Source organism: Microbacterium marinilacus, assembly GCF_019753765.1.
Classification (GTDB): Bacteria; Actinomycetota; Actinomycetes; order Actinomycetales; family Microbacteriaceae; genus Microbacterium; species Microbacterium marinilacus.
On sequence record NZ_JAIJZW010000005.1, the window covers coordinates 55,910 to 79,620 of the forward strand.

Sequence of the window (23,711 nt, forward strand, 5' to 3'; positions counted from 1 at the left end):
CGCCCCTTACGTCGTTCCCGGGAAGGAACCCCGTCATGTCGTCACCTCTCGCCGATGACCGCCTGCGCCGCCGGCGTCGACTGATCATCACCCTCACCGCGACCGCCCTGGTCGTCCTCACCCTCGCCGGCATCGGCATCTACGGCCTCGTCGCCCGCCCCGACCAGACCCCAGCACCGACGTTCACGAGTACCGTGCCCGCGCCTCCCGTGCCGAGCTCGATCGGCCAGCCCACCGTCGAGGCGCTCGCGGGGCTGCCCGAGACGGATGACCCGGAGGAGTATGCGGAGGCGGTCGCGCATGCCCTCTTCGACTGGGACACCTTCACCCTCTACACCCCGGCCGACCACCGCGGCGTGCTCATCGACGACGCCGATCCATCCAGCACCGAGACACCCGGCCTGGTCACCGACCTCGACGGGTACTTCCCCACGAGCGAGACCTGGCGAGACCTCGCCGAGTACCGCACCCGGCAGTCCCTTGTGATCGATCGGGTCTTCGTGCCGGAGCAGTGGGACGAGGCGGTCGCGGCGGCGAACGGTCAGATCGCAGACGGCACGATCGCGTACACGATCGAGGGCACCCGGAACCGGGAAGGCGTCTGGTACGACGACCCCGTCGAAAGCCGCCACGAGGTCGCGTTCACCGTGTTCGTTGCGTGCGAGCCCGTGTTCGACCGGTGTCATCTGCTGCGCCTGTCCCAGCTCGACAACCCCCTCCGCTGAGAAGGGCGCTGACGTGAAGAAGTTCCTCGCACTGGGGATCGTCGGGGTCTTGCTCGCCCCGATGTTGGGTCTGCTCACCGTCGGCGTGGTCATGAACCCCGCGGTGACGAGTCAGGCGGCGTGTGTCGTGTCGGATGTGCATGTCGGGCCGGTGCCGGACGAGCTCGAGGTCACCACCGCCGGCGGCGACACGTTCACGCTGAACCACACGCAGCTCACCCACGCCGCCACCATCATCACCACGGGAGCGGCAACACCCGGGGTGGGGCGGGACGGGATCCTCATCGCGCTGATGGCGGCGCTGACGGAGTCGACACTGCGGCATCTGGCGAACGCCGGCACCTACCCGGAGTCCGACGACTACCCCAACGATGGCAACGGCTCCGACCACGACAGCCTCGGACTGTTCCAGATGCGCCCGCAGTCAGGGTGGGGCACCGTCGAGGAGCTGATGGACGCCACCTATCAAGCTGAGGCGTTCTACGGCGGCCCCGACGGCCCGAACCGGGGTTCCCCCCGGGGCCTGCTCGATATTCCCGGGTGGGAACAACTGGGTAAGGGCGAGGCCGCGCAGTCCGTCGAGGTCTCCGCGCACCCGGACCGGTACGACAACTACGAGCCCGTCGCCCGAACGATCCTCGATGCCCTCACCACCAGCGCCGGAACCGGCGGCGGTAACGACGAGCGCGGTATCCCCGAGACCAGCGGCCTGGTCTTCCCTCTCCCCACCGGCACGTACGTCAAGACCTCCTCCTTCGGTCCGCGTATCCATCCGATCACCGGTGGATCCCGTCTGCACGCCGGCACCGACTGGGCAGCCCCCAACGGCACGGAGATCTTCTCCCTCGCCGACGGAGTCGTCACCTACGCCGGCATGGTCGGCGGCACGTCGGGGCAGATCACGATCGAGCACACCATCGACGGGCAACCCGTCGCGACCAAGTACATCCACATGTGGGCCCACGGCATCCACGTGAAGGCCGGCGACCGGGTGATCGCCGGGCAGCACATCGGCGACGTCGGCAGCAGCGGACAATCCACCGGCCCCCACCTGCACTTCCAAGTCCACCCAGGCGGCGCCGACCAGCCCGCGGTCGACCCCGAGCCCTGGCTCGCCGAACACGACGTCGACGGCGTCGACACGCCCACCGGTGGCGGACCGTCCTGCGCCGCCTAACCCCACTCAATGCAGGCGTGCGAGCGGCGCACCTGAGAGGTGCCCGCCCGCCTTTCACGTGTCAGGAGCCCCGCTCATGCATCGCCTCACGACGCTCATCCTCGCCGAGAACGTCTACCCGGATCTCAGCGGAGTCGGTGGCAAGGACACACTGATTTCAATCGTCGGCGCCCTGTTGACGTTCGTGCTGGTCGTCGCGGTGCTGATGCTCATCGTCTCCGCGATCGTCTGGGCCATCGCCTCTGCCCACGCCAACCCCCAGGTCGCGGCCCGTGGCAAGACCGGCGTGTTCGTCGCGCTGGGAGCAGCCGCGCTTGCCGGTGCGGGCGTGACGTGGATGAACTTCCTGCTGGGCCTGGGAGACACTCTCTGACATCGGGTCACGTGCGTCGCTGCGCGCGGGTGAAAGCTCAGGCCCACAGTCAGGGAACGGTCCCGGTGGGCGCTGTGATCCGCTTGAGCAGCTGCCCGAGGGCCACGTGTACGCGGGCCGCGCTTTCGGCGGTGACTTCGACATGTTGGCGGTCGTTTGCGATCACCACCCAGGTCTCCCTCGCATCCACGTCCCGGTACGCGACGATGTTGAGCTCATCGGCTTCCACCTCATCGGGGGCTGTGTCTGCCCCGGGGATGCGTTGACGGTGCTGGATCACCGCGGCGATCTCGTACTCGCTGTGATGGCGCTGGTCTTCGAGGAGCCGTTGCTCGTCGTGCTGGCCGTCACACCATGCCGGGCAGTGTTCGGTGAGCCGTTCAGGATGTTCGTTGGACACGTTGTCTCCTTATCTCCCGGACGCACGATGTCTCCGGGAGAACACAACACAGCCCGGAGTCCGGCGATGAAGCTAGCAGCTTCGCAACCGGCGAACACATGTACTGCCACCGCCGAGCAGATCGAGCAACGCCTCACCGACGGAACTGTTCGAAGCAGCCGACCGGGAGACCTGGTCACCCGCCTGGCCGGCGCCCGGCGCGACCGCGGCCGCGGCCGCTAACCCCCGCAGACCGCCCGACCCCGCCAAAGTGCGTGGGGATCGCGCGTCGCACCTGTCCAGGTGACCGCTTCCCGTCCCGGGGAGGGGTCGCCTGTGAAGGAGCCGCCATGTCTGCCGTCCTCGACATCCTCACCACCACCTTGACCGTCGCCGCCGCGAGCGGGCTCGTCTCCGCGGAGATCGACGTCACCCCGAACGACTCGGGCCTGCCCGGGATCGCGGCACTCCGCACCATCGTCGGCGCCGTGATGACGATCGGCCTCATCCTCAGTGTCTTGGCGCTGATCGTCAGCGCAATCGTGTGGGGGTTCGGCGCGAACTCCTCCAACCCGCACCTCGCCTCCCGCGGCAAGATCGGCGTACTCGTCTCCTGCGCTGCGGCGATCATCACCGGCGCGTCCGTGACGCTGATCACCTTCTTCTGGAACGTCGGCCAGACCGTCTCCTGACCACCACCGCGACCTCGGGAAGGGAGGGGTGACGTGGCTGGCATCTGTGACGTCCCCATCATCAGCAACGTCTGCGACACCGTCGGCGAAGGCGCAGCCACCCTCATCAGCGCCCCGTTCGACTGGCTCGCCCAGGCCATCGGCCATGCCGCATCCTGGCTGTTCCAGGGCGTATGGTGGCTGTTCGACACGACAACGCTCGTCGACCTGACCGACGCGGGCTACATCGGCGTGTACAACGTGATCTTCGGGATCGGCATCTTCCTCATGCTGATCTTCTTCTGCCTCCAGCTCATCACGGGTCTCATCCATCGCGACCCCGGTTCGCTCTCCCGTGCCGGGATCGGGCTCGCCAAGAGCGTGCTCGGGTGCTTTCTGGTGATCACGCTGACCGCGACGCTCCTTGAGGTCGTCGACCAGCTCACCATCGGGGTGATCCAGGCGACCGGGACCACGCTGGAGGAGATGGGCGGGAAGATCGGCGTCCTCATCGCCGGGCTCACCGCCATTAACCTGACCGCACCCGGGGCGGGGGCGATCATCACGATCTTCCTCAGCTTCCTCGCGATCTGCGCGGCGGCGATTGTGTGGTTCAGCCTGCTGATCCGCAAAGCGTTGATCCTCGTCGCGGTCGTGATGGCGCCGATCGCCCTGGCCGGCGGGTCGTGGGATGCGACCCGGGGCTGGTTCGGGAAGTGGGCGTCGTTCGTGCTCGCCCTGATCTTCTCGAAGCTGGTGATCGTGGTCGTGTTCCTCGTCGCGATCAACCAGGTCAACGCCCCGATCGACCTCGACCTGGCCTCGATCGCCGACCCGGTCGCGGGCATCGTGCTGATGTTCGTCGCCGCGTTTGCGCCGTACATGGTCTACAAGTTCATCAGCTTCGTCGGCTTCGACCTGCACCAGGTCATGTCCGCCGAGCAGGAAGCCAAACAGTCCATGAACCGACCCATGCCCCTGCCGACCAAACCCGACGGGGACGGCCCGAAGAAGGTCCTCGACGGGTCCGGCGACGGCAATCCGCCGGGCGGGAACAACGGCGGCGGAGGCGGTGACACACCCCCGCCACCATCTCAGCCGGGCGGTCCAGCACCCGCATCCGCCGGCGCCGGCGGTACGGGCGCGAGTGGCACCGCGGCGGCGGGCAGCGGAGGCGCGGCCGGTGCGGCAGGTGGTGGTGCGGCCGCGGGTGGTGCCGGGGCTGCCGGTGCGGGAGCTGCGGCCGGGCCGGTCGGGCTCGCGGTGGTCGGCGGCGCGACGGTCGTCAAGGGTGCTGCGGAGGCGGGACCGAAGGCCGGGAACGCGATCGGACAGGCCGCAGAAGGCCACGCCGACGCCGCCTCCGACGGCCAGGCACCGCCACCGAACACTCCCGGGAACCAGCCTGCTCGGCCGACACCGCCGAGCAGTCCACCGCCAGCCGACGCCGCACAGGCACCGTCGCCGGCGTCGACGCCGCCGTCGTCTCCGCCTCCACCGTCGTCTCCGAAGCCGCCCCCGCGGGGTGATGGCGGGGCGCCGAAGCCCCCGCTGCCTCCGGAACCGAAGCCATAGGGCTGCAGCACGTCAGCAGAAGGGAGGTGATGACAGTCCCGTCGGTGTGGGCGGCAGCACGATCGCGTGCTGCCGCCCACGGCCATTCCCGGGGCGCGTACCTGACTGGCGACCCGTTGTCTTTGCCATTCCAGGAGCGCTCATGGCCACTGCATCTCCCGCGAACGAGTTCGAGCTGTCCCCGGTGAAGTTCTCCCGCCTCACCAAGCGCGGCATCATCCTCGGGCTGTCTCTGCCGCAGGTGATCGCCCTCGCCGTCGCGGTCGCCGTGTTCGTTGCTTCCCTCTACGCGGGTGGCCCCGCCGCGCTCTACACGTCACCCGTTTGGGGCACCGCGCTCGCGCTCACCTGGGCGGGCGTCGGCGGGCGCAAGCTCGTCGAGTGGGTGCCGATCAGCCTCCACTGGGTGTTGCGGTCGTTCCTCGGGCAGACCCGGTACCGGCGTCGCATCGTCAAGCCCCGGCCGGCGGGGACGCTCGCGCTTCCCGGGGATGCGGCGCCACTTCGGCAGTACGAGGACCCCGAGACGGGGGCGGTCATGGTCCATGACACGCACGCGCAGACGCTGACCGTGCTGGTGGAGGTGACGCATCCGTCCTTCATCCTCCTTGACCCCGGTGAGCAGGAACGACGCGTCCACGCCTGGGGCCGGGTGCTGTCCACCGCGTGCCGGTCCACCCGCATCGCCCGCCTGCAGGTCCTCGAACGCACCATCCCCGACTCCGGGCAGGGGCTGGCGCAATGGTGGGCGGAGCAGGGCACCGACGACGACTCCTGGGTCGCCCGCACCTACCGCGAGCTCATCGACCGGGCAGGCCCCACCGGGGAACGCCACATCTCCACGATCTCCCTCTCCCTCGACATGCGCACAGCCACCCGGCCGATCCGCGCCGCCGGCGGCGGCCACAAAGGCGCAGCCGCCGTGCTGCGACAGGAGATGGACACCCTCACCACCGCGCTGCGCACCGCCGACCTCAAACCCTCCGACTGGTACACGCCCGGGCAGCTGGCGATCATCCTCCGCTCCGCCTACGACCCCGCCATCGCCGCCACCCTCGAACGGTCCGGAGAGATCGGCAAGGACCTCGCCGCCGCAGGCCCCGTCGCCGTGGAGGAGACCTGGGACGGGCTGCGCTCGGACTCCGCGCATCACGTGGTGTTGTGGATCAGCGAGTGGCCGCGCGCGCTCGTCTACCCGGGGTTCCTCGCCCCGCTGCTGCTGAGTTCCGGGATCCGGCGGGCGTTCACGCTGCTATGCGACCCGATCCGCTCCGACCAGGCCGCCCGCGACATCCGCAAGAAGAAAACCGAATACATCAGCGACGCCGCGCAGCGGCAGAAGGTCGGGCAGATCGAGGACGCGCAGCAGACCGCCGAGTACCAGGACGTGCTGCAGCAGGAAGCCGACCTCACCAGCGGCCACGGCGTGCTTCGTTACACCGGCCTCCTCGCCGTCTCCGCTCCCACCAGCGAGGAGCTCGAGACGGCGGTCGCGGCGATCGAGCAGGCCGCGATCCAGGCCTCCTGCGAGACCAGGCGTCTCGTCGGGCAGCAGGCGCAAGCGTTCGTCGCCGCAGCGCTGCCCCTGTGCCGCGGGATCTGAGCCGCCAGGCCCGACAGCGAGCGCCTGATGGCCGTACCTGACAGGTGCCCACGTTCGTTCACAGGAAGGTGCCTGCGCATGGGAACCGATGGTTCGAAGAAGCGGTTGTATTCGACGGTGCTGGTCGAGGACGGCACCGAGAAACGCGCCCGCAAGGCGCGCGAACGCGCCGCCCGCCAGGTCGTCGCCCGCGACCACGCCACCCAGCGCCAGCAAGCTCGGGAGCGGGCGAACGCGGAGCGCGCCGAAGCCCGCTCCACCCTCTACCTCCCGCCGGGCGGCGAGCCGGGGAAGGCGGCGTTGCGGTCGTACCGGCCGTTCCGGGTGCCGGCGCATCAGGACACCTCCGCGGCACTGCGGGGCGCGTATCCGTTCCTCGCAGAAGGGGGCCTCGGGTCGCAGGGGGTGTTCGTCGGGCAGGACATGTACTCGGGCGGGTCGTTCGTGTACGACCCGTGGCGGTTGTACCAGCGGGGCGTCATCACCGCCCCGAACCTGGTGCTCGCTGGCATCGTCGGCTCAGGGAAGTCATCGCTCGCAAAGAGTCTGTACACGCGGTCGATTCCGTTTGGGCGGCGCGTGTACGTCCCCGGCGACCCGAAGGGTGAGCATACGCCGGTCGCTGAGGCCGTCGGTGGGAAGGCGATCGTCCTCGGCCACGGGCTCCGCAACCGCCTCAACCCGCTGGATGAGGGCTACCGGCCCGCCGGGCTCTCCGACGTCGAATGGGCGTCGACCGTCGCCGCGCGCCGCCGCGACCTGATCGGCGCCCTCGCCGAGACGGTGCTGGAGCGGGCGTTGTCGCCGTTGGAGCACACGGTCATCGACATCGCCCTGCAAGCTGTCGTGTCGACGGCGGCGGTGCCGATCCTGCCGATGGTCGTCGACCGCATCCTCACCCCCGACCCCGGCGGCGACGGGCGGCTCGCCGAAGATGGCCGCATGGTCGGCCACGCCCTGCGGCGCCTGGTCGCCGGCGACCTCGCCGGCCTCTTCGACGGGCCCAGCACGGTGTCGTTCGACCCGTCGTTGCCGATGATCACCCTCGACCTGTCCCGGGTCGTGGAGAACTCCACGTTGATCAGCGTGCTCATGACCTGCTCGTCCGCGTGGATGGAATCCGCGCTCCTGGACCCGAACGGCGGGCAACGGTGGGTCGTGTACGACGAGGCCTGGCGGCTCATGTCCCACCCGGCCCTGCTGAAGCGGATGGACGCGCACTGGCGGCTCGCCCGCCACTACGGCATCGCGAACCTGTTGATCTTCCACAAGCTCACCGACCTCGACAACGTCGGCGACTCCGGCTCCGCCATGCGCAGCCTCGCCAACTCGTTGTTGGCGAATGCAGAGTCGCGGATCATCTACCGGCAAGAGTCGGATCAGATCGGGACGACAGCGAAGACGCTCGGCCTGACCGGCACCGAGCAGAAGCTTCTGCCGACGCTGGGGACGGGGCAGGGGCTGTGGCGGATCAAGGAGTCCAGCTACGTGGTCCAGCACCAGCTGCATCCCGAGGAGTTGCGAGCCTTCGACACGACCCAGCGCATGGGCGAGATCCCGCGGAAACACGCCGCAAAAGCCCCGGAAAGGGAGCTTTTATGAGCGCGCGCCTCGCACACGTTTCACACCAGAAATCCGGCCTGTTCTCGCCCGAGGAGGTGCGCCCGTGGTGCTGAGTGAGGCGGAGCTGACGCGGAACATGATGGCGCTCGACGAGGGTCTGCACCGCATCGAGAAGCAGTTCGACGAGCATGTGCTGTTCTTCTACGAGGACCCGCTGACCTTCGGCGGCGGGCACTTCGTCCTCTACCCCGTGGAAGGCTCGTCTCCTCGGTTCGCGATCGAGGAGCAGTATCCGCTCGGGGTCGACTGGTCCGACGAGGACCGGGTGCCGACGTCGTGGACGTGGGTGGCCGAGGCGTACCTTCCGCAATCGGGCGGCTCGTAGATGTGGGTGCCGCACGGCGAAGGCGAGATCGCCTCGCAGGACTATCGGGAGCTGCTGACGATCGCGGAAGCATGGGCGCAAGCCCTGCACGACGTGCTGGCGCGTGAAGAGTCCCTCACGCCGGATCCGCCCGTCGCGGAGCAGACCGGGCGGCAGGATCCGGGGCGTACCTGGCTGGCATGAGCCACAGAACAACATCCTCACCATCCGTCGCTGGAACCGACGAGGCGACCGCGTGAGCGAGCAGCAGGATCATCCTCGGCGGCTGCGCCGACACGGCGCCGCCCGTGCTGGATCGGCCAGGGTGGTGCCGGCGGTGCTGCCGCAGATCGTTCTCGAGGCGGTCAGCGCGGACACGCTGATCGCGACCGTGAACGGCGATAAGATCACCGCCGCCCCGATCGCGCGCGCCGAGGTGCCCAAGACGGTCACCGAGCTCGTCGCTCGCCTCGGAACACCGACGCGGGTGGAGGTACGGGAACTGGACGGCACCGTCCACGCCGACATCCTCACCCCGCCCCCGCCCGCTGCTGACGATCCGGCGACCGGCGAGTCGGATACGACGCGGCGGTCGCTACCGGCGCTCGCGGAATTCACCGCGGACGGGTACGTGCCCGGTGAGGACGTCGCGATCGCGATGATCGTCCGCCACACGTCCGCCGACCACACGGGCCGCGCTCGAGCCCTCCTCGACCGGGCAGAACTCCCAGACCGGCCCGGGGAGCTGATCCTGCTCGGGCGGATCTCCGAGACTCTCTCGATCCACCGCACCGACTGACCCCGGCACCGGCCGGCGACGATTCCTGAACGCGTTGTCGGACGCACCTGTCTCTCGCCGCGCACCACCGACGCGTGCGGGGTAGGAAGGTGCCCTCCATGTCTGGCCCGGCGCAGGCGAAGCCCGCCAACGATCTGTTCATCAACCTCGCCCTCGGCGCGATCGTCACCGCCGTCTGCGTCGCCGGTCTCCTCCGCGTCGCGGGTTCGGTGACGGCGTTCCTCACCGGGCTCCCGCAGCCGACCGGCGGTGTCAGCTCCGGCATCGCCGTTCTCGCCACGCCCCTCGATCCCGGGGCCGCGTTGGGGGCTACGGGCTTGAACCCGTTCCTGTACTGGCTCGTCGTCGCCGTCTTCCTCGCCGCCCTCGCCACGGCGCTGGTCTTCGTCGCTCGTGCGGTCCTGGCAGGCAGGGGCCGGGCCGATCCTCATCGGCTCGCCGGGACCGCAACCGGTGCGGAGGCTGCCGCGGTCGCGTCCCCGAAGGCGTTGGTGAAGAAGGCTGCGACGTTGCGGCCCTCCCTCGGGGGTGGAAAGGCGCGGCCGGAGGAGGTCGGGTATCTACTGGGGACGTCGAAGGGCGGGCAGGTGTGGGCGACGGTCGAGGACTCGATCCTGCTCATCGGCCCGCCCCGCTCGGGCAAGGGCCTGCATGTGGTGATCAACGCCATCTTGGATGCTCCCGGCGCGGTGATCACGACCTCCACCCGCCCCGACAACCTCACCGCGACGCTCAAAGCCCGACAGGAGAAGGGGACGGCGGCGGTGTTCGATCCGCAGCACCTCGCGCCCGGGCTGCGGGCGGGGATGCGGTGGTCGCCGGTGCGGGGCTGCCAGAACCCGCTGACGGCGATGATCCGCGCGAAAGGCCTGGCGACCGCAACCGGATTCGGCGGCGTGCAGGACGCCGGGTTCTGGGAAGGCAAGACCACCGCCGCGATCCAAGCGCTCCTCCACGCCGCTGCCCTCGACGGGCGGGACGCGAAGACCCTCTACCAGTGGGCGCTCAACCCGACGCTCGCCGCCGACGCCGTCCGCATCCTCTCCTCCCACCCCGACGCCGCCGAGGGCTGGGCGGATTCGCTGGATGCGATGGTGCAGGCCGACCCGCGCACCCGGGACTCGATCTGGCAGGGCGTCTCCCTCGCCTTCGCGGCGCTGGCCGACCCCCGCGTCCTCGACGCCGTCTCCCCCGCACCAGGTGAAGAGTTCGATCCGGAGACGTTCCTCCTCGGCAACGGCACGCTCTACCTCCTCGCCACCGGGGCGGGCGCGGGAGCGTCGTCGGCGCTCGTGGCGGCGCTCATCGAAGACCTCGTCGAGACCGCCCGGAAGATCGCCGCCCAATCCCCGGGATCGCGGATGGACCCGCCGCTGCTGCTCGCCCTGGACGAGATCGGAAACCTCGCCCCGCTCCCGTCGCTTCCAACCTTGATGGCCGAAGGCGGCGGCACCGGCATCACCCCGCTGCCGGTACTGCAGTCCCTCGCGCAAGCGCGAGAGAAGTGGGGCGAGAACCAAGCGAACGCGATCTGGGACGCCTCCATCGTGAAGATCATCCTCGGCGGCGCCTCCAACTCCCGCGACCTCCAGGACCTGTCCACCCTGATCGGGGACCGCGACGAGACCACCGACTCCGTCACCACCGACGCGCACGGGGCGCACTCAAGCCAGCGGTCGATCCGGCGGGTGCCGGTGCTCCCGCCGGACGTCCTCCGCACCCTCCCGTTCGGCACCGGGGTCGTGATGCTCCGCACCGCACGCCCCATCATCATGAGGCTCCGCCCCTGGCCCGCCCGGCGCGACGCGACCGCGCTGAAGGCGCAACGGGGCGAGATCGAGAAGGCCCTCCAGGCCGGCACGGTCCCGGCCGCGGAGTAGCGCGGCGCGGGGTTCGTACCTGTCGGTTAGCCCCGCCCCGCCGGGCGGGCGTGACCGAAGGAGAACAGTCATGGTGATCCGCACGAAGGAATCCCTCTCGGGGTTCGTCGCTTCCGACCCTGAGCTGACATTCACCAGCAGAGGCGACGCCCGCCTGTATCTGCGGGTCGGGCAGCCCCAGGTGAAGTTCGAAGAGGACGGCACGTTCACGCAGCTGGACCCGACGTTCACGGACCTGGTGATGTTCCGCAAGTCCGCCGAGCGCGCCCACGACCAGTTCCGCAAGGGCGACAACTTCATCGCCGAGGGCGAGAGCCGCACCTACACCGGGCAGGACGGCGCCGAACGCGAGCAGTTCGTCGCCTCCCGCATCGGGCACGACAACAACATCACCCGCTACAGCGTCGACCGCACCCCGCCCCAGCGCGACGCCGCCGACCGGGAGACCCCGGCCCGGGAGGAGACCTCCCGTGAGCCGGCCGCGCGGGAGACGGCTCAGCAGGCGGTCGCAGCGCGCGAGGCGGCGCTGGAACCCGACCCGGAGCCCTCCGCGAGCACGACCAGCGTGCAGCGAGAAGCCGTCACCCGATAAGCCGCGGGTGCGGCGACCAGCCCACCGCCTCCACCTGGCCGCCGCACCCGCACCCCTCCGTCGCGCACGGGCGCGGCCCTCGTTCTTCCATCGATCCCAGGGAGCTTCCGATGAGCGACACCCCGACACCACCGCCCGACGACGAGCCGCCCGCCCCGCGTCCGGGGACGATGCGACCGGATGACCTGCCGCCGGAGATCGTCGCCGAGGCGAAGCGGATCGCGAAGGAACAGTTCACGACGGAGATGACCCAGGTCCTCTCCACGACGCCCAGGCCGATCAACTGGCGCACCCTGCCCCCGCCCGACCTCGAACGGGAACTGCTCGAGCTGAACCAATGGGTCGACTGGCTCCGGCACACCTACGGGCTGCCGGCGCAGGTGATCCCGCCGATGTGGCACCGGCACCCGGAACTGCTGTGGGAGCTGTCCGCGCTGCGGCAGCACTGGCTGTTCTGCTTCGACCCCGCAGCGAAAGGCAATCAGGCACTTGCCTGGCATCACGACTTCGCCGTCGCCCGCGAACGCCTCCGCGACTGGGTCACCATCTCTGGCACGCGCCTGGACCGCGACCGCCCCACCCGCATCACCGCCTGGCCCGGCGGGGAGCCCGAAGGCTGGGAGCCGCCGGACACGGCCGAGCGGCCGGTGACGAAGCGGAGCGAGGACTTCGTCGCGTTCGTCGAGGAACAGGTCGCGGCCCGGCAGCGAGAGCAGGACGCGACGATCCGAGAGATCGTGAACACCGAATGGAGCGACCGGCCATGAACGACATGACCGCCGAGACGCCGCTGGTGTCGCCGCTCCTGGACAGCCGCGAGGTGTCCGCTTACCTGAAGGTGTCGGAGGCGACGTTGTCGCGGTGGCGCACCGATAAGAAGGGACCGCCGTTCCTGCGCATGGGTGGGATCACCCGGTACCGGCTCGACGACGTCCAGACCTGGCTCGCATCGCTCACCTCCGATGAGCACAGCTGAGAACGCCCCCCTGGTCCCGCCCTTCGGGGTCAAGGTCACCACGGACCTCGAGCACCGTCCCTCCGGCATCCGGGCACGAGCGCGCTGGATCGACCCCCAGAGCAAGCGGCGCATCGTGCGCGCACTCGTCGTGCCCGACGAAGACGCCGCGGAAGCGTTCTTCAACGATCTGCGGAAGTCCTCACAGATCGGCATCGACCGCCACATCACCTTCGCCCAGTACCTGACGACCATCGGCGATCGATGGACACGAGGGCTGGACCCGACCTCAACCGCCGACGGATACAAGGTCGGCCTACGACTGCGTGTGCTCCCCGCGCTCGGACACCTCCCGCTCTCGCAGATCACCGCCGGGATGATCGACCGGACCATCGACGGCTGGGAGAAGGTGCACTCCCCATCGACGATCAAGAACACCATCGCACCGCTCGTGCGCGTGCTCGATGAGGCGGTGCGCGACGACGTGCTCGCCAGCAACCCCGCCCGCAACAGGTCCCGGCGCAGCCTCGGCAAATCCGCCCTCATCATCCCCACCGACAAGACCTCACCGCGCGCTCACGCTCTGCCCGATCTGGCCACGCTGAACCGGCTCGCCGAAGCCTGCGGACAGGTGCACCAGAGCTACTCCGACTTCGTCATGCTCTGCGCTCTCCTCGCCTCCCGCGGGTCCGAGATCGCCGGGCTCCGCGTGGGCGACGTGAACTGGGACACCAACATCGTGACCATCGAGCGACAGACCTACCCGGGCTCTGGAGGCCTCGTTACCAAACAGACCAAAGGACGGGCGGCACGCCCTGTCCCGATCCTCAACGCTCTCAGACCCGTCCTGGAGCGTCTGACCGCAGAACGCGAACCCGACGAGCGGCTGCTGCGCGGCCCGCGCGGCGGCGTCCTGACCACAGCGAGCGTGCGCGACGCGACCAAGTGGGACGAACTCATCACCGGACTCGAACTGCCCTCGCTCACCCGACACGGGCTCCGGCACACCGGCGCTACTTGGATGGCCGATGCGGGCATCCCGCTGCACGTGCTGCAACGCAGCCTCGGCCACAAGTCGATCGAGACCACCCGCGGCTACCTGCACCCGGACACCCGTCACCTCGCCTCGGCAGCCGCGCAGGCCAACGCGTTCCTCGACGCTCAAGAACGGCAGCCGATGTCCGCGCAGCGCTCCCCCGGGAACCGGCGTTCACCGCAGCGCTGACCGGCGTCACGCATCGCAGAATCCGTGCCGGTGTCCCGGCTGTGTCCCGGCGCTTGGCAACGCGCCCCAATCTCGACGTCACGACGCAGGAGAGCGTCGCTCGCGCAGGTCCGCGTAAACTCTCGGCGCGAACGACGAAGCCCCGACGAGAAATGGCTTCTCATCGGGGCTTTTCCGTCGGGATGACAGGATTTGAACCTGCGACCCCCTGACCCCCAGTCAGGTGCGCTACCAAGCTGCGCCACATCCCGTTGTTCACTTTTCAGGCTGAAACAGCCGCTACCGCACTTGACCCCCAGTCAAGTGCGCTACCAAGCTGCGCCACAGCCCGATGCCCGCCGAAGCGGACAACTCGACTAGTCTACCCGGTCGCCGAGGGTGCTGCGAACCGGTGTGGCGATCGGGGCCGTCGCGCGTGTCGGAGGCCGGTCGTACGCTGACGGCATGGCTCAGATCACGACCCGGCCGGCGACGATGGCGGAGTGGGACGACGTGCAGGCGGCGCTGACAGGCGGCGGCGACGGGCGGTCGTGCCAGTGCGTGTGGCCGCTGCTGCCGAGCAAGGAGTGGAGCGTCACGACGGTCGACGAGCGGGAGCAGCTGCTGCATGACGAGATCGAGGCGGGGCCTGCTCCTGGTCTCGTGGCGTATGTCGACGGTCGGGCCGCCGGCTGGATCCGGATCGGCCCGCGCACAGCGCAGGCGCGCATCCTGCGCAGCCGCATCGTGAAGAGCGGATCGGACGAGCCCCTCGACGACGGCGACGTCTGGGCCGTCACCTGCTTCTCCGTGCGGAAGGAGCACCGCGGGCAAGGCCTCAACGCCTCGCTGCTCGAGGCCGCAATCGACTACGCACGCGACAGCGGAGCACGCGTCGTCGAGGCGTACCCGATCGCGACCGACACGACGAAGACGTCGTCGAACTCGCTCTTCGTCGGCGCGCTGTCCACGTTCCTCGGCGCCGGGTTCCACGAGATCGCCCGCCCCACCGCCACCCGCGCGGTGGTCGCGCTCGACCTGCCCGGCGCCGCGGCCTGACCGGCTACTGCTTGGTGGCCCGCTCGATCGACATGACCAGCACGACTCGGTCGGCCGAGTCGGGCGGGGGCGTCGTGCTCGGGTTGCCGTAGCGGTTCTGCAGCCGCACGTAGAAGGCGCCCTCCGGGTCCGGCACCGCCTCCACCAAACGGCCCGCCACCTCGACGTAGCGGAACACGTCCTCCGGGTCGATCACCGACAACGCCATCGACGGGTTGTGCCGCAGGTTGCGGAACTTCTGACGCTTCGTCGTGTGCGTGAAGCGCACGAACTCGCCGTCGAACTCGAACCACATCGGCGTCACCTGCGCCGTGTCATCCGGCCTGATCGTCGCCAGATGCCCATACAGCGGCCGCTCCAACAGATGGCGGTACTCGGCCGGGATGATCTCGTCGACGCTGCTCATGCCGCCAGTCTGCTGCACCCGCGCAGAAGCCGGACCGGCGCGCGCGATCCTACGATGGACCGATGAGCGAATCCGTCCGCGTCGACGCCTGGCTGTGGGCGATCCGCGTCTACAAGACACGCTCGGCCGCCACCACCGCGTGCCGCGCCGGGCACGTGCGCGTCAACGGCGCCCACGCCAAGGCCGCGCAACTGGTCCGCCCCGGCGACGAACTGCGCGTGCGCGTCAACGGCTTCGACCGCATCCTCGCCGTGCGGCGGACCATCGCCAAGCGCGTCAGCGCCGCACTCGCCGCCACCGCCTACGAGGACCGCACCCCTCCCCCGCCTCCGCGCGAGTTCGCCGGCACCATCGCCACCCGCGACCGCGGCGCCGGACGCCCCACCAAGCGCGAGCGCCGCGACATCGACCGGCTGCGCGGCCGCGACTGACGCGTCGCCGAGCGCCACGTGGCACTCGCGGACGGGACGTGAGTGCGTTAAGGCACTCGCGAACGGCGGCCGAGTGTCATACGGCACTCGCGGGGCCGGCCCCACGCCGCCCGTCCGACGCCCAAGCCGTCAGCCCAGCAGCCCCGTCAGCCAGCCGGCGCCGTGGACGGTCGCCCCGGCGTCCTCGGCGCGGGCCCGCAGGCCGCGGTCGCTCGTGACCACCGTGACCGCGTGTCCGTCGTCGGCGAGCGCCGCCGCCTCCGCCGCGATCGTGTCGTCGCCCTCGCCCGGCGCGCGCACCGTCCGCACCCCGTCGATGTCCATCACGTCCCGAGCCTGGCCCTCGACCACGACGACGAAGTCGGGGAACCAGTGCGTCGCGCCGAGGCCCAGCGCGTCGGCCGGCACTCCGGACGACGCCAGCGCGGCCACGCGCGTGAGCAGGTGCTCGGCGGCGCCCGCGCGATCCTTCCACCAGCCGTCGGGCACCGACCCGACCACGTTCGCGGCGTCGACCACGATCACGGGGCGCACGTGCAGCAGCGACCGCAGCGACGACCACGCGTCGGCGAACCCCGGATGGAGCGGTCGGTCGTCCACCTCGTCCACCGGCGACCACTCCACCGCGAAGCTCTCGGGGTCGGTCACGGCCGCGGCGAACCGCTCGATCACGTCGGCGACGACGGTCGTGTACGACCAGACGCCCAGGTCCAGCACGTTGGTGAAGCGGGGGCGGACGGACGCGACCGGCACACCGGCCTCCTCGTGCGCCTCGCGCAGCGCGCCGGCGATCGCGGGCTCGCCCTGATGCAGCGCGCCGCCCGGCAGCGCCCATGTGCCGCCATGGTGGCTCCAGCCGACGCGGTGCTGCAGCAGCACCCCGCGCTCGGTGTCGAACGCCATGAGCCCCGCGGCGCCGAAGCGCCCCCAGTACCGCTCGCCGGCCTCGGTCACCACCCAGGCGTCACCGGGGTCGCGCGGGCCGGCGAAGCGCGGCGGCTGTCCGGGCAGCGCGGGCTCGATGGTCACCGTCCCAGCCTGTCACAGCCACGCCCGTCGCGCCCGCCGCCCCGTAACGGTTGCTCGCACAGCTCGCACAGCCGCCCCAGCGCAGCCGCCCGGGTCCTGAGGCCCGGACGGCGCCGACACGGATCAGCGCTGGCGGCGCTCCCGCACGCGCATGTTGATGACGATCGGCGTGCCCTCGAAGCCGTACAGCTCGCGCAGGCGGCGCTGCACGAAGCGGCGGTAGCCCGGGTCGAGGAAGCCGGTCGTGAACAGCACGAACGTCGGCGGCCGCGTGCCCGCCTGCGTGCCGAACAGGATGCGCGGCTGCTTGCCGCCTCGCAGCGGGTGCGGGTGCTCGGCCACGAGCTCCGAGAGGAACGCGTTGAACTTGCCGGTCGGGATGCGCTGATCCCACGATGCCAGCGCCGTCTCAAGCGCCGGCACGAGCTTGTCGAGATGACGGCCGGTCTTCGCCGAGATGTTCACGCGCGGCGCCCACGCCACGTGGGCGAGGTCGGTCTCGATCTCGCGCTCGAGCATGCGCCGGCGGTCGCCGCCGCGGCGGTCGTCCTCGAGCAGCTCGTCCCACTTGTTGAACGCGAGCACCAGCGCACGACCCGACTCGAGCACGAGGTCGATGATGCGGATGTCCTGCTCGCTGATCGGCTGACTCACGTCGAGCACGACGACGGCCACCTCGGCCTTCTCGAGCGCGGCCGACGTGCGCAGCGACGCGTAGAAGTCGGCGCCCTGCTGCAGGTGCACGCGCCGGCGGATGCCCGCGGTGTCCACCAGCGTCCACAGCTTGCCGCCCAGCTCGACGATCTCGTCCACCGGGTCGCGCGTGGTGCCGGCGAGCTCGTTGACGACCACCCGCTCCTCGCCCGCCGCCTTGTTCAGCAGTGACGACTTGCCGACGTTCGGGCGACCCAGGATCGCCACGCGGCGGGGTCCGCCGATCTCGTGCTTCGCGACGGCCGAGACCTCGGGCAGCACCTTCATGATCTCGTCGAGCAGGTCGGCGACGCCGCGGCCGTGGATGGCCGAGACGGGGTGCGGCTCGCCCAGGCCGAGGTTCCACAGCGCGTACGCCTCGGGCTCGTGGCGCGCGTCGTCGATCTTGTTGGCGACGAGGAACACCGGCTTATCGGTCTTGCGCAGCAGCTTCACGACGTGCTCGTCGGTCGACGTCGCGCCGACCGTGGCGTCGACGACGAACAGGATCACGTCGGCCAGGTCGATCGCGACCTCGCTCTGCGCCGCCACCGAGCGGTCGATGCCTCTCGCGTCCGGCTCCCAGCCGCCCGTGTCGACCAGCGAGAACCGGCGGTCGAGCCACTCGGCCTTGTACGTGACGCGGTCGCGCGTGACACCCGGGGTGTCCTCGACGACGGCCTCGCGGCGGCCGAGGATGCGGTTCACGAGCGCCGACTTGCCGACGTTCGGGCGCCCGACGATCGCCACCACCGGCAGCGCCGGCATGTACTCGATGCCGTCCTCGCCGCGCTGCACGCCGGCGAGCAGCTCGGCGTCCTCCGCGTCGAGGTCGTAGTCCTCGAGCCCCTGGCGCAGGGTGGCGGCGCGGCGCTCGGCGAGCTCCTCGTCCACCTCGGCCAGGCGCTCGGCGAGCCGGTCCGGCTTGCCCTCGTACTCGTCGTCAACGGCCATCGCGGCCTCCTAGCTTGCTGTCGATCACCGTGGTCACGGCATCGATGCTCTGTTCGAAATCCAAGTCGGTCGAGTCGACGACGTCGACCCCCGGGTCTGCCTGCGCGAGGTCCAGCACGTGGCTGTCCGACTCGTCGCGGGCGTTGATGGCGGCCGCCACCGTCGCGGTGTCGGCGCCGAGCTCGAGCCCGCGGCGCGCGGCGCGCACCTCGGGCGATGCGGTCATCAGGATGCGCACGGGCGCGTCCGGGGCGACGACCGAGGTGATGTCGCGGCCCTCCATCACGACTCCGGGCAGCCCCGACTCCCCCGCCAGCCGGCGGTAGATCGCGTTGAGGTACGCGCGCACCTCGGGCACGCGCACGAAGCCCGCGATCGCCGCGGTCACCTCGGGCGTGCGGATGGCGGCGGTCACGTCGGTGCCGCCGACGGTCACCGTGCGGTCGTCGGGCTCGAGGCCCAATCGCAGCTCGAAGCCGCCGAGTGCCGCGATCACGGCGTCCGCGTCGGCGGAGTCCACCCCGGCCGAGCGCAGGTGCCACGACAGGGCGCGGTATCCGGCACCGGTGTCGAGGTAGCCGTAGCCGCGGCGGCGCGCGACCTCCTTCGAGACGCTCGACTTGCCGGATCCGGCGGGCCCGTCGATCGCGATGATCGGGGTCTGCTCGGTCGTCGCCCGGTGGGCGGCGGCGGTGTTCGGGTCAGTCATGGGTCGTGCTCGCAATCCGCCAGCCGCGCTGCTCGAGCCCCTCGACGGCGCCGCGCAGGGCACCCGGCACCACGCTGATCTCCGCCAGGCCGAACTGCGCGCCGGGCGAGTGCTCGAGGCGCAGGTCCTCGATGTTGATCTGCAGCGTGCCGAGGTCGCCGAACAGGCGGCCCAGCTGGCCGGCGGTGTCGTCGATCATCACGACGAACGACTCGAAGCGGCGGTTCTGGCCGTGCTTGCCCGGCAGGCGCTCCACGCCGTCGTTGCCGCGGCGGATCGCGTCGGCCAGCGCGCGTCGGGCGCCGGCGGCGTCGGGATCGCGCAGGGCGTCGGCGAGCGAGGCGAGGTCGGCGGCGAGGGCGTCGAGCACGTCCACGACCGGAGCGTGGTTCGCGCCCAGGATCTGCACCCACAGCTCGGGGGCCGAGTGCGCGATCCGGGTCGTGTCGCGCACGCCCTGGCCCGCCAGGCGCAGGGCCTCGTCGGGGGCGTCGGTGAAGCGCCCGGCCAGCAGGCTCGCCACCACCTGCGGCACGTGCGAGACCAGCGCGACCGAGCGGTCGTGCTCCTCCGGCGTCATCTCGATCGGGGTCGCACCGAGGTCGAGCGCGAGCGCCTCGACGAGGGCGAGGTCGGCCGCCGTCGTCTCGCCGTCGCGGCAGATCACCCACGGGCGGCCCGCGAAGATGTCGGCGCGGGCAGAGATGGCGCCGCCGCGCTCGCGCCCGGCCATGGGGTGCGAGCCGATGTAGTGCGTGAGGTCGAGGCCGCGCTCGCGCAGCTCGCTCAGCGGGCCGAGCTTGACCGACGCGACGTCGGTGACGACGACGCCCGGGAACCGCTCGAGCTCGCGCTGCACGACGTCCGCAGTGACGTCCGGCGGCACGGCGACCACGATGAGCGACGGGGCGTCGCCCGCAGCCTCGGCCCGCCCGGCGCCGTAGTCGATCGCGAGGCGCAGCTGCGTCGGTGAGGTGTCGGTCAGGATGACGTCCACGCCGAGCGCCCGCAGGGCGTGTCCGATCGACGCCCCGAGCAGACCGGCGCCGACGATGCGCACGGTGCCGGACACGCGCGCGGCGCGGTCCCTGTCGGCGGACGGACGCGGAGCGGCAGCGGTCACGTCGCGCGCAGGCGCAGCGGTATCGCTCACGAGTTCTCCGAGTTCTCTCCCGACGGGGGCGCCTCCCCCACAGGATCCGCCTGGTCAGGGCCCGATCCACGGCGCGAGAGAGTCAGCAGCGCGCCTCGCTCCAGTTTAGTCAGTTCCCGCGCCTGACCCACTGGGAGGGTTCCCAGGTGCAACGGCCCGAACTGGCGCCGCACGAGCTCGACGACGGGGTGGCCGACCTCGGCCATCATCCGGCGCACGATCCGGTTTCGCCCGGAGTGCAGCGTCAGCTCCACGAGGCTCGAGTCGCCCGACGCGTCGAGCAGCCGGGCCTTGTCGGCCTGGATCGGCCCGTCGTCCAGCTCGACGCCCCGCGTTAGGCGCGCGATCGTCTGCGCCGTGACGCGTCCGTCGACCTTGGCGATGTAGACCTTCGTGACGCCGAACGAGGGGTGCGCGAGCACCTGCGCCAGCTCGCCGTCGTTCGTCAGCACCAGCAGGCCCGACGTGTCGTAGTCGAGGCGGCCGACGTTGAACAGACGCTCGTCCCAGTCCTTCGCGTAGTCGCGCAGGTCGGGGCGCCCGCGGTCGTCCCGCATCGAGCTGATCACGCCGGTCGGCTTGTTGAGCATCACGTAGCGCTTGTCGGCGTCGAGCTGCACGGCCACGCCGTCCACGTCGACGAGATCGGTCTCCGGGTCGATGCGCGAGCCGAGCTCGGTGACCGTCTGGCCGTTGACGCGCACGCGCCCCTCGACGATCAGCTGCTCCGACACCCGCCGGGAGGCGACTCCCGCGTTCGCGAGCACCTTCTGCAGGCGGATCCCCTCAGCCTTCTCTTCCATGTCTCACCTTCTGGGCTTCCGCCCTCTCCCCCGGCCCATGATCGAGCCGGGGCATGTCTCAGCCGACGATGTCGTCGAAACCGTCGGAGCCGTCGTCGAGCAGCGGCGAGATGTGCGGCAACTCGTCGATCGAGTTGATGCCGAGCTGCTGCAGCAGCAGCCCGGTCGTGCCGTACAGGATCGCCCCGGTCTCGGGATGCGTGGAGACCTCCGTGACGAGGCCACGCGCCAAGAGCGTCCGCACCACCGAGTCGACGTTCACCGCGCGGATCGACGCGACCTGTGAGCGCGTCACCGGCTGCTTGTACGCGATCACCGCGAGCGTCTCCAGCGCCGCCTGCGACAGTCGCGCCGGGGCCTGGCCGCCCACGTAGCCGGCGACCATGTCGTCGTAGTCGGAGCGCACGTAGAAGCGCCAGCCGCCACCCACTTCACGCAGCTCGAAGCCGCGCTCCGGCGTGCCCTTCACCCCGTCGTAGTCCTCGACCAGCGCGGCCAGCGCCTTGCGCACCGCCGGCACCGGGGCGCCCACGGCCGTCGCGAGCGTCACGACGCTCAGCGGCTCGTCGGCGATCATCAGGATCGCCTCCAGCCGCTGGGCGACGCCGCCGGGGAAGTCCGCCGGCTCCTCGGCCGCCTGCTCGACGGGCTCCAGCTCGGGCGCGGCCGCCGCGACCGTCGCGTCCTGATCGGGCTCGACCGCGTCGGTCGTCGTCTCATCGGTCATAGTCGGCCCCCAGGGTCGCCAGCGTCTCGTCGGACCAGTGGTCCGCCGTCCAGGTCAGCGTCAGCTCGCCGAGCGGCTCGAGCTGCTCGAACGAGATCGCCGCGTGCCGGTACAGCTCCAGCACCGAGATGAAGCGCGCCACGATCACGCCCGCGCCGTCCGCCCCCGCGACCAGCTCGCGGAACGTCAGGCGTTCGGCGCTGCGCAGCAGCGTCACCACCACCGCCGCCTGCTCGCGGATGCTCACCAGTGGAGCGTGCAGATGGTCCAGCCCCACGCGCGGGATCTCGCGGGGCGCGAACGCCAGCATCGCGATCGCCGCGAAGTCCTCGGGGCTGAGCGTCCACACCAGCTCGGGCGTGCGCGAGCGGTACTTCGGATCGAGCGGCACGCTGCGCGTGTGGCGCCGGTCCTCGCCCTGCAGCCGCCGCGCGAACCAGCCCGACACCTCCTTGAACGCGCGGTACTGCAGCAGGCGTGCGAACAGCAGGTCGCGCGCCTCGAGCAGCGCCACCGCCTCGGCGTCCACCAGCTCGCCCTGCGGCAGCAGGCCCGCGACCTTCATGTCGAGCAGCGTGACCGCCACGACGAGGAACTCCGACGCCTGGTCGAGCTCCTCGTCCGGGCCCAGGTCGCGCAGATAGGCGATGAACTCGTCGGTGACCTTCGACAGCGCGACCTCGGTGATGTCGAGCTCGTGCTGCGAGATCAGGTTGAGCAGCAGGTCGAACGGGCCGTCGAAGTTGGACAGCGACACCCGGAACCCCGGCACCTCGCCGTCGGCCGCCGCATCGGCAGTCGAATCGGCCTCGACCTCACTGGCCGGCTCGACCTCACCGTCGCCCGGCGACGGCGCCACAGTGCTGAACTCCGCCTCCGGCGGCCGCGGGCCGTCGCTAGGCGACGGCGCCACGGTGTTCGACTCCGCCTCCGGCGGCCGCGGGCCGTCGCTAGGCGACGGCGCCACGGGCGACCAGCTCCCGCGCAAGCCGCAGGTAGGCCTGAGCGGCCGGATGCTGGGGCGCGAACTCGGTGATCGGCACGCCCGAGACGGACGCGTCCGGGAACTTCACGGTGCGGCCGATGACCGTCTCCAGCACGTCGTCGCCGAACGCCTCGACGATCCGCTCCAGCACCTCGCGCGAGTGCAGCGTGCGCGGGTCGTACATCGTCGCGAGCAGCCCGTCGAGCTGGATCGACGGGTTCAGCCGGTCGCGCACCTTGCCGATGGTCTCGATCAGCAGCGCGACGCCGCGCAGCGCGAAGAACTCGCACTCCATCGGGATCAGCACGCCGTGCGCGGCGGTGAGGGCGTTGATGGTCAGCAGCCCGAGCGACGGCTGGCAGTCCACCAGGATGACGTCGTAGTCGGCGGCCACCTTGCGCAGCACCAGCGACAGGATCTGCTCGCGGGCGACCTCGTTGACCAGGTGCACCTCGGCGGCCGACAGGTCGATGTTCGCCGGGATCACGTCGAGGTTCTCGGTGGCGGTCTGCACGATCGCCTCGTGCGGGTCGCGCTTGGTGTCGAGCAGCAGGTCGTAGATCGTCGTGACGTCGTGCGCCTGCACCCCGAGGCCCACCGTCAGCGCGCCCTGGGGGTCGAAGTCGACCGCCAGCACGCGACGGCCGTACGAGGCGAGCGACGCGGCGAGGCTGATGGTGGTCGTCGTCTTGCCGACGCCGCCCTTCTGGTTGCACAGCGCGATGATGCGCGCGGGGCCGTGGCCCTCGAGCTTCGGCGGGGTCGGGAAGCCGTGGTACGGGCGTCCGGTCTCGCCCAGGATGACCTCATCCTGCTTCTTCGCCCGGGTCGCCTTGTCCGTCACCGATTCTCCCGCCTTCGACATGCTTGCTCGATTGTAGCGATGCTCGCCTGCGCGCCCG

The 23,711-nt window shown here is 70.7% G+C and carries 27 protein-coding genes and 1 tRNA gene; 17 read left to right on the plus strand and 11 right to left on the minus strand.

Going from position 1 to position 23,711, the window contains the following annotated elements; all coding sequences use genetic code 11:
* Positions 1-35: 35 nt before the first annotated feature.
* From K5S26_RS09845 to K5S26_RS09855, 3 genes are all read left to right on the plus strand, one after another.
* A complete protein-coding gene (locus tag K5S26_RS09845) occupies positions 36-725 on the plus strand; it encodes a hypothetical protein (RefSeq protein WP_221857821.1) in 690 nt (229 codons plus the stop codon).
* A 13-nt stretch (positions 726-738) separates the two neighbouring features.
* Positions 739-1,902 (plus strand): M23 family metallopeptidase, encoded by a 1,164-nt coding sequence (locus tag K5S26_RS09850; protein WP_308122879.1) that lies wholly within the window; start codon positions 739-741, stop codon positions 1,900-1,902.
* Between the two features lie 76 nt (positions 1,903-1,978).
* The gene (locus tag K5S26_RS09855; protein WP_221857822.1) at positions 1,979-2,275 is read left to right on the plus strand and encodes a DUF6112 family protein; all 297 of its coding nucleotides are present in this window, start codon (positions 1,979-1,981) and stop codon (positions 2,273-2,275) included.
* 49 nt (positions 2,276-2,324) lie between these two features.
* Here the strand turns inward: K5S26_RS09855 and K5S26_RS09860 are convergent, their stop codons facing one another.
* Positions 2,325-2,675 (minus strand): DUF6907 domain-containing protein, encoded by a 351-nt coding sequence (locus K5S26_RS09860; RefSeq protein WP_221857823.1) that lies wholly within the window; start codon positions 2,673-2,675, stop codon positions 2,325-2,327.
* Between the two features lie 329 nt (positions 2,676-3,004).
* On the opposite strand from K5S26_RS09860, the gene K5S26_RS09865 reads away from it, so the two are divergent.
* From K5S26_RS09865 to K5S26_RS09920, 12 genes are all read left to right on the plus strand, one after another.
* The gene (locus K5S26_RS09865) at positions 3,005-3,346 is read left to right on the plus strand and encodes a DUF6112 family protein (RefSeq protein WP_221857824.1); all 342 of its coding nucleotides are present in this window, start codon (positions 3,005-3,007) and stop codon (positions 3,344-3,346) included.
* A gap of 33 nt (positions 3,347-3,379) precedes the next feature.
* Positions 3,380-4,900, plus strand: coding sequence for a TrbL/VirB6 family protein (locus K5S26_RS09870; protein WP_221857825.1), 1,521 nt, complete (start codon positions 3,380-3,382; stop codon positions 4,898-4,900).
* A gap of 142 nt (positions 4,901-5,042) precedes the next feature.
* Positions 5,043-6,503, plus strand: a complete 1,461-nt coding sequence (locus tag K5S26_RS09875; RefSeq protein WP_221857826.1) for an SCO6880 family protein — start codon at positions 5,043-5,045, stop codon at positions 6,501-6,503.
* Positions 6,504-6,581: 78 nt separating this feature from the next.
* The gene (locus tag K5S26_RS09880; protein WP_221857827.1) at positions 6,582-8,105 is read left to right on the plus strand and encodes a putative type IV secretion/conjugal transfer ATPase; all 1,524 of its coding nucleotides are present in this window, start codon (positions 6,582-6,584) and stop codon (positions 8,103-8,105) included.
* A gap of 64 nt (positions 8,106-8,169) precedes the next feature.
* A complete protein-coding gene (locus K5S26_RS09885) occupies positions 8,170-8,451 on the plus strand; it encodes a hypothetical protein (RefSeq protein WP_221857828.1) in 282 nt (93 codons plus the stop codon).
* A complete protein-coding gene (locus K5S26_RS09890) occupies positions 8,452-8,634 on the plus strand; it encodes a hypothetical protein (protein ID WP_221857829.1) in 183 nt (60 codons plus the stop codon). It begins immediately after the preceding gene.
* Positions 8,635-8,686: 52 nt separating this feature from the next.
* Positions 8,687-9,229, plus strand: a complete 543-nt coding sequence (locus tag K5S26_RS09895) for a hypothetical protein (RefSeq protein WP_221857830.1) — start codon at positions 8,687-8,689, stop codon at positions 9,227-9,229.
* Between the two features lie 98 nt (positions 9,230-9,327).
* On the plus strand, positions 9,328-11,109 hold the full coding sequence (locus K5S26_RS09900) for a type IV secretory system conjugative DNA transfer family protein (RefSeq protein ID WP_221857831.1): 1,782 nt from the start codon (positions 9,328-9,330) through the stop codon (positions 11,107-11,109).
* A gap of 70 nt (positions 11,110-11,179) precedes the next feature.
* On the plus strand, positions 11,180-11,701 hold the full coding sequence (locus K5S26_RS09905) for a single-stranded DNA-binding protein (RefSeq protein ID WP_221857832.1): 522 nt from the start codon (positions 11,180-11,182) through the stop codon (positions 11,699-11,701).
* Positions 11,702-11,811: 110 nt separating this feature from the next.
* On the plus strand, positions 11,812-12,468 hold the full coding sequence (locus K5S26_RS09910) for a hypothetical protein (RefSeq protein ID WP_221857833.1): 657 nt from the start codon (positions 11,812-11,814) through the stop codon (positions 12,466-12,468).
* The gene (locus tag K5S26_RS09915) at positions 12,465-12,677 is read left to right on the plus strand and encodes a helix-turn-helix transcriptional regulator (RefSeq protein ID WP_246603866.1); all 213 of its coding nucleotides are present in this window, start codon (positions 12,465-12,467) and stop codon (positions 12,675-12,677) included. The genes K5S26_RS09910 and K5S26_RS09915 overlap by 4 nt, the downstream gene beginning before the upstream one ends.
* Positions 12,678-12,792: 115 nt before the next feature.
* The gene (locus K5S26_RS09920; RefSeq protein WP_308122883.1) at positions 12,793-13,881 is read left to right on the plus strand and encodes a site-specific integrase; all 1,089 of its coding nucleotides are present in this window, start codon (positions 12,793-12,795) and stop codon (positions 13,879-13,881) included.
* Between the two features lie 177 nt (positions 13,882-14,058).
* On the opposite strand, the gene K5S26_RS09925 is transcribed toward K5S26_RS09920, so the two are convergent.
* Positions 14,059-14,132 (minus strand) — tRNA-Pro (locus K5S26_RS09925).
* 193 nt (positions 14,133-14,325) lie between these two features.
* Between K5S26_RS09925 and K5S26_RS09930 the strand changes: the two genes are divergently transcribed.
* Entirely contained in the window at positions 14,326-14,919 is a 594-nt protein-coding gene (locus tag K5S26_RS09930; protein WP_221857835.1) for a GNAT family N-acetyltransferase, read from the plus strand.
* Positions 14,920-14,923: 4 nt separating this feature from the next.
* Here the strand turns inward: K5S26_RS09930 and K5S26_RS09935 are convergent, their stop codons facing one another.
* Complete coding sequence (locus tag K5S26_RS09935) at positions 14,924-15,325, minus strand: PPOX class F420-dependent oxidoreductase (protein WP_221857836.1); 402 nt, start codon at positions 15,323-15,325, stop codon at positions 14,924-14,926.
* A 62-nt stretch (positions 15,326-15,387) separates the two neighbouring features.
* On the opposite strand from K5S26_RS09935, the gene K5S26_RS09940 reads away from it, so the two are divergent.
* Positions 15,388-15,756, plus strand: a complete 369-nt coding sequence (locus K5S26_RS09940) for an RNA-binding S4 domain-containing protein (protein ID WP_221857837.1) — start codon at positions 15,388-15,390, stop codon at positions 15,754-15,756.
* A gap of 129 nt (positions 15,757-15,885) precedes the next feature.
* On the opposite strand, the gene K5S26_RS09945 is transcribed toward K5S26_RS09940, so the two are convergent.
* The 8 genes from K5S26_RS09945 to K5S26_RS09980 all read right to left on the minus strand — a co-directional run bounded on the left by K5S26_RS09945 (position 15,886) and on the right by K5S26_RS09980 (position 23,674).
* Positions 15,886-16,785: an NUDIX domain-containing protein gene (locus K5S26_RS09945; protein ID WP_221857838.1), complete on the minus strand. Its 900-nt coding sequence runs from the start codon at positions 16,783-16,785 to the stop codon at positions 15,886-15,888.
* Between the two features lie 123 nt (positions 16,786-16,908).
* Positions 16,909-18,432: a ribosome biogenesis GTPase Der gene (gene der, locus K5S26_RS09950; protein WP_221857839.1), complete on the minus strand. Its 1,524-nt coding sequence runs from the start codon at positions 18,430-18,432 to the stop codon at positions 16,909-16,911.
* A complete protein-coding gene (gene cmk, locus K5S26_RS09955; RefSeq protein ID WP_221857840.1) occupies positions 18,422-19,141 on the minus strand; it encodes a (d)CMP kinase in 720 nt (239 codons plus the stop codon). Before cmk ends, der begins: the two co-directional genes overlap by 11 nt.
* Entirely contained in the window at positions 19,134-20,264 is a 1,131-nt protein-coding gene (locus K5S26_RS09960; protein ID WP_221858001.1) for a prephenate dehydrogenase, read from the minus strand. Before K5S26_RS09960 ends, cmk begins: the two co-directional genes overlap by 8 nt.
* Positions 20,265-20,290: 26 nt before the next feature.
* Complete coding sequence (locus K5S26_RS09965) at positions 20,291-21,097, minus strand: pseudouridine synthase (RefSeq protein ID WP_221857841.1); 807 nt, start codon at positions 21,095-21,097, stop codon at positions 20,291-20,293.
* A 58-nt stretch (positions 21,098-21,155) separates the two neighbouring features.
* Entirely contained in the window at positions 21,156-21,824 is a 669-nt protein-coding gene (gene scpB / locus K5S26_RS09970) for an SMC-Scp complex subunit ScpB (RefSeq protein ID WP_221857842.1), read from the minus strand.
* Complete coding sequence (locus K5S26_RS09975; RefSeq protein ID WP_221858002.1) at positions 21,814-22,683, minus strand: segregation and condensation protein A; 870 nt, start codon at positions 22,681-22,683, stop codon at positions 21,814-21,816. The genes scpB and K5S26_RS09975 overlap by 11 nt, the downstream gene beginning before the upstream one ends.
* Before the next feature lie 91 nt (positions 22,684-22,774).
* The gene (locus K5S26_RS09980) at positions 22,775-23,674 is read right to left on the minus strand and encodes a ParA family protein (RefSeq protein ID WP_221857843.1); all 900 of its coding nucleotides are present in this window, start codon (positions 23,672-23,674) and stop codon (positions 22,775-22,777) included.
* Positions 23,675-23,711: the final 37 nt, after the last annotated feature.

Coding starts and splice junctions, on each gene's coding strand:
- K5S26_RS09845 (WP_221857821.1), top strand. CDS start 36: ATGTCGTCACCTCTCGCCGATGACCGCCTGCGCCGCCGGCGTCGACTG.
- K5S26_RS09855 (WP_221857822.1), top strand. CDS start 1,979: ATGCATCGCCTCACGACGCTCATCCTCGCCGAGAACGTCTACCCGGAT.
- K5S26_RS09865 (WP_221857824.1), top strand. CDS start 3,005: ATGTCTGCCGTCCTCGACATCCTCACCACCACCTTGACCGTCGCCGCC.
- K5S26_RS09875 (WP_221857826.1), top strand. CDS start 5,043: ATGGCCACTGCATCTCCCGCGAACGAGTTCGAGCTGTCCCCGGTGAAG.
- K5S26_RS09880 (WP_221857827.1), top strand. CDS start 6,582: ATGGGAACCGATGGTTCGAAGAAGCGGTTGTATTCGACGGTGCTGGTC.
- K5S26_RS09890 (WP_221857829.1), top strand. CDS start 8,452: ATGTGGGTGCCGCACGGCGAAGGCGAGATCGCCTCGCAGGACTATCGG.
- K5S26_RS09900 (WP_221857831.1), top strand. CDS start 9,328: ATGTCTGGCCCGGCGCAGGCGAAGCCCGCCAACGATCTGTTCATCAAC.
- K5S26_RS09905 (WP_221857832.1), top strand. CDS start 11,180: ATGGTGATCCGCACGAAGGAATCCCTCTCGGGGTTCGTCGCTTCCGAC.
- K5S26_RS09910 (WP_221857833.1), top strand. CDS start 11,812: ATGAGCGACACCCCGACACCACCGCCCGACGACGAGCCGCCCGCCCCG.
- K5S26_RS09915 (WP_246603866.1), top strand. CDS start 12,465: ATGAACGACATGACCGCCGAGACGCCGCTGGTGTCGCCGCTCCTGGAC.
- K5S26_RS09930 (WP_221857835.1), top strand. CDS start 14,326: ATGGCTCAGATCACGACCCGGCCGGCGACGATGGCGGAGTGGGACGAC.
- K5S26_RS09935 (WP_221857836.1), bottom strand. CDS start 15,325: ATGAGCAGCGTCGACGAGATCATCCCGGCCGAGTACCGCCATCTGTTG.
- K5S26_RS09940 (WP_221857837.1), top strand. CDS start 15,388: ATGAGCGAATCCGTCCGCGTCGACGCCTGGCTGTGGGCGATCCGCGTC.
- der (WP_221857839.1), bottom strand. CDS start 18,432: ATGGCCGTTGACGACGAGTACGAGGGCAAGCCGGACCGGCTCGCCGAG.
- cmk (WP_221857840.1), bottom strand. CDS start 19,141: ATGACTGACCCGAACACCGCCGCCGCCCACCGGGCGACGACCGAGCAG.
- K5S26_RS09965 (WP_221857841.1), bottom strand. CDS start 21,097: ATGGAAGAGAAGGCTGAGGGGATCCGCCTGCAGAAGGTGCTCGCGAAC.
- scpB (WP_221857842.1), bottom strand. CDS start 21,824: ATGACCGATGAGACGACGACCGACGCGGTCGAGCCCGATCAGGACGCG.
- K5S26_RS09980 (WP_221857843.1), bottom strand. CDS start 23,674: ATGTCGAAGGCGGGAGAATCGGTGACGGACAAGGCGACCCGGGCGAAG.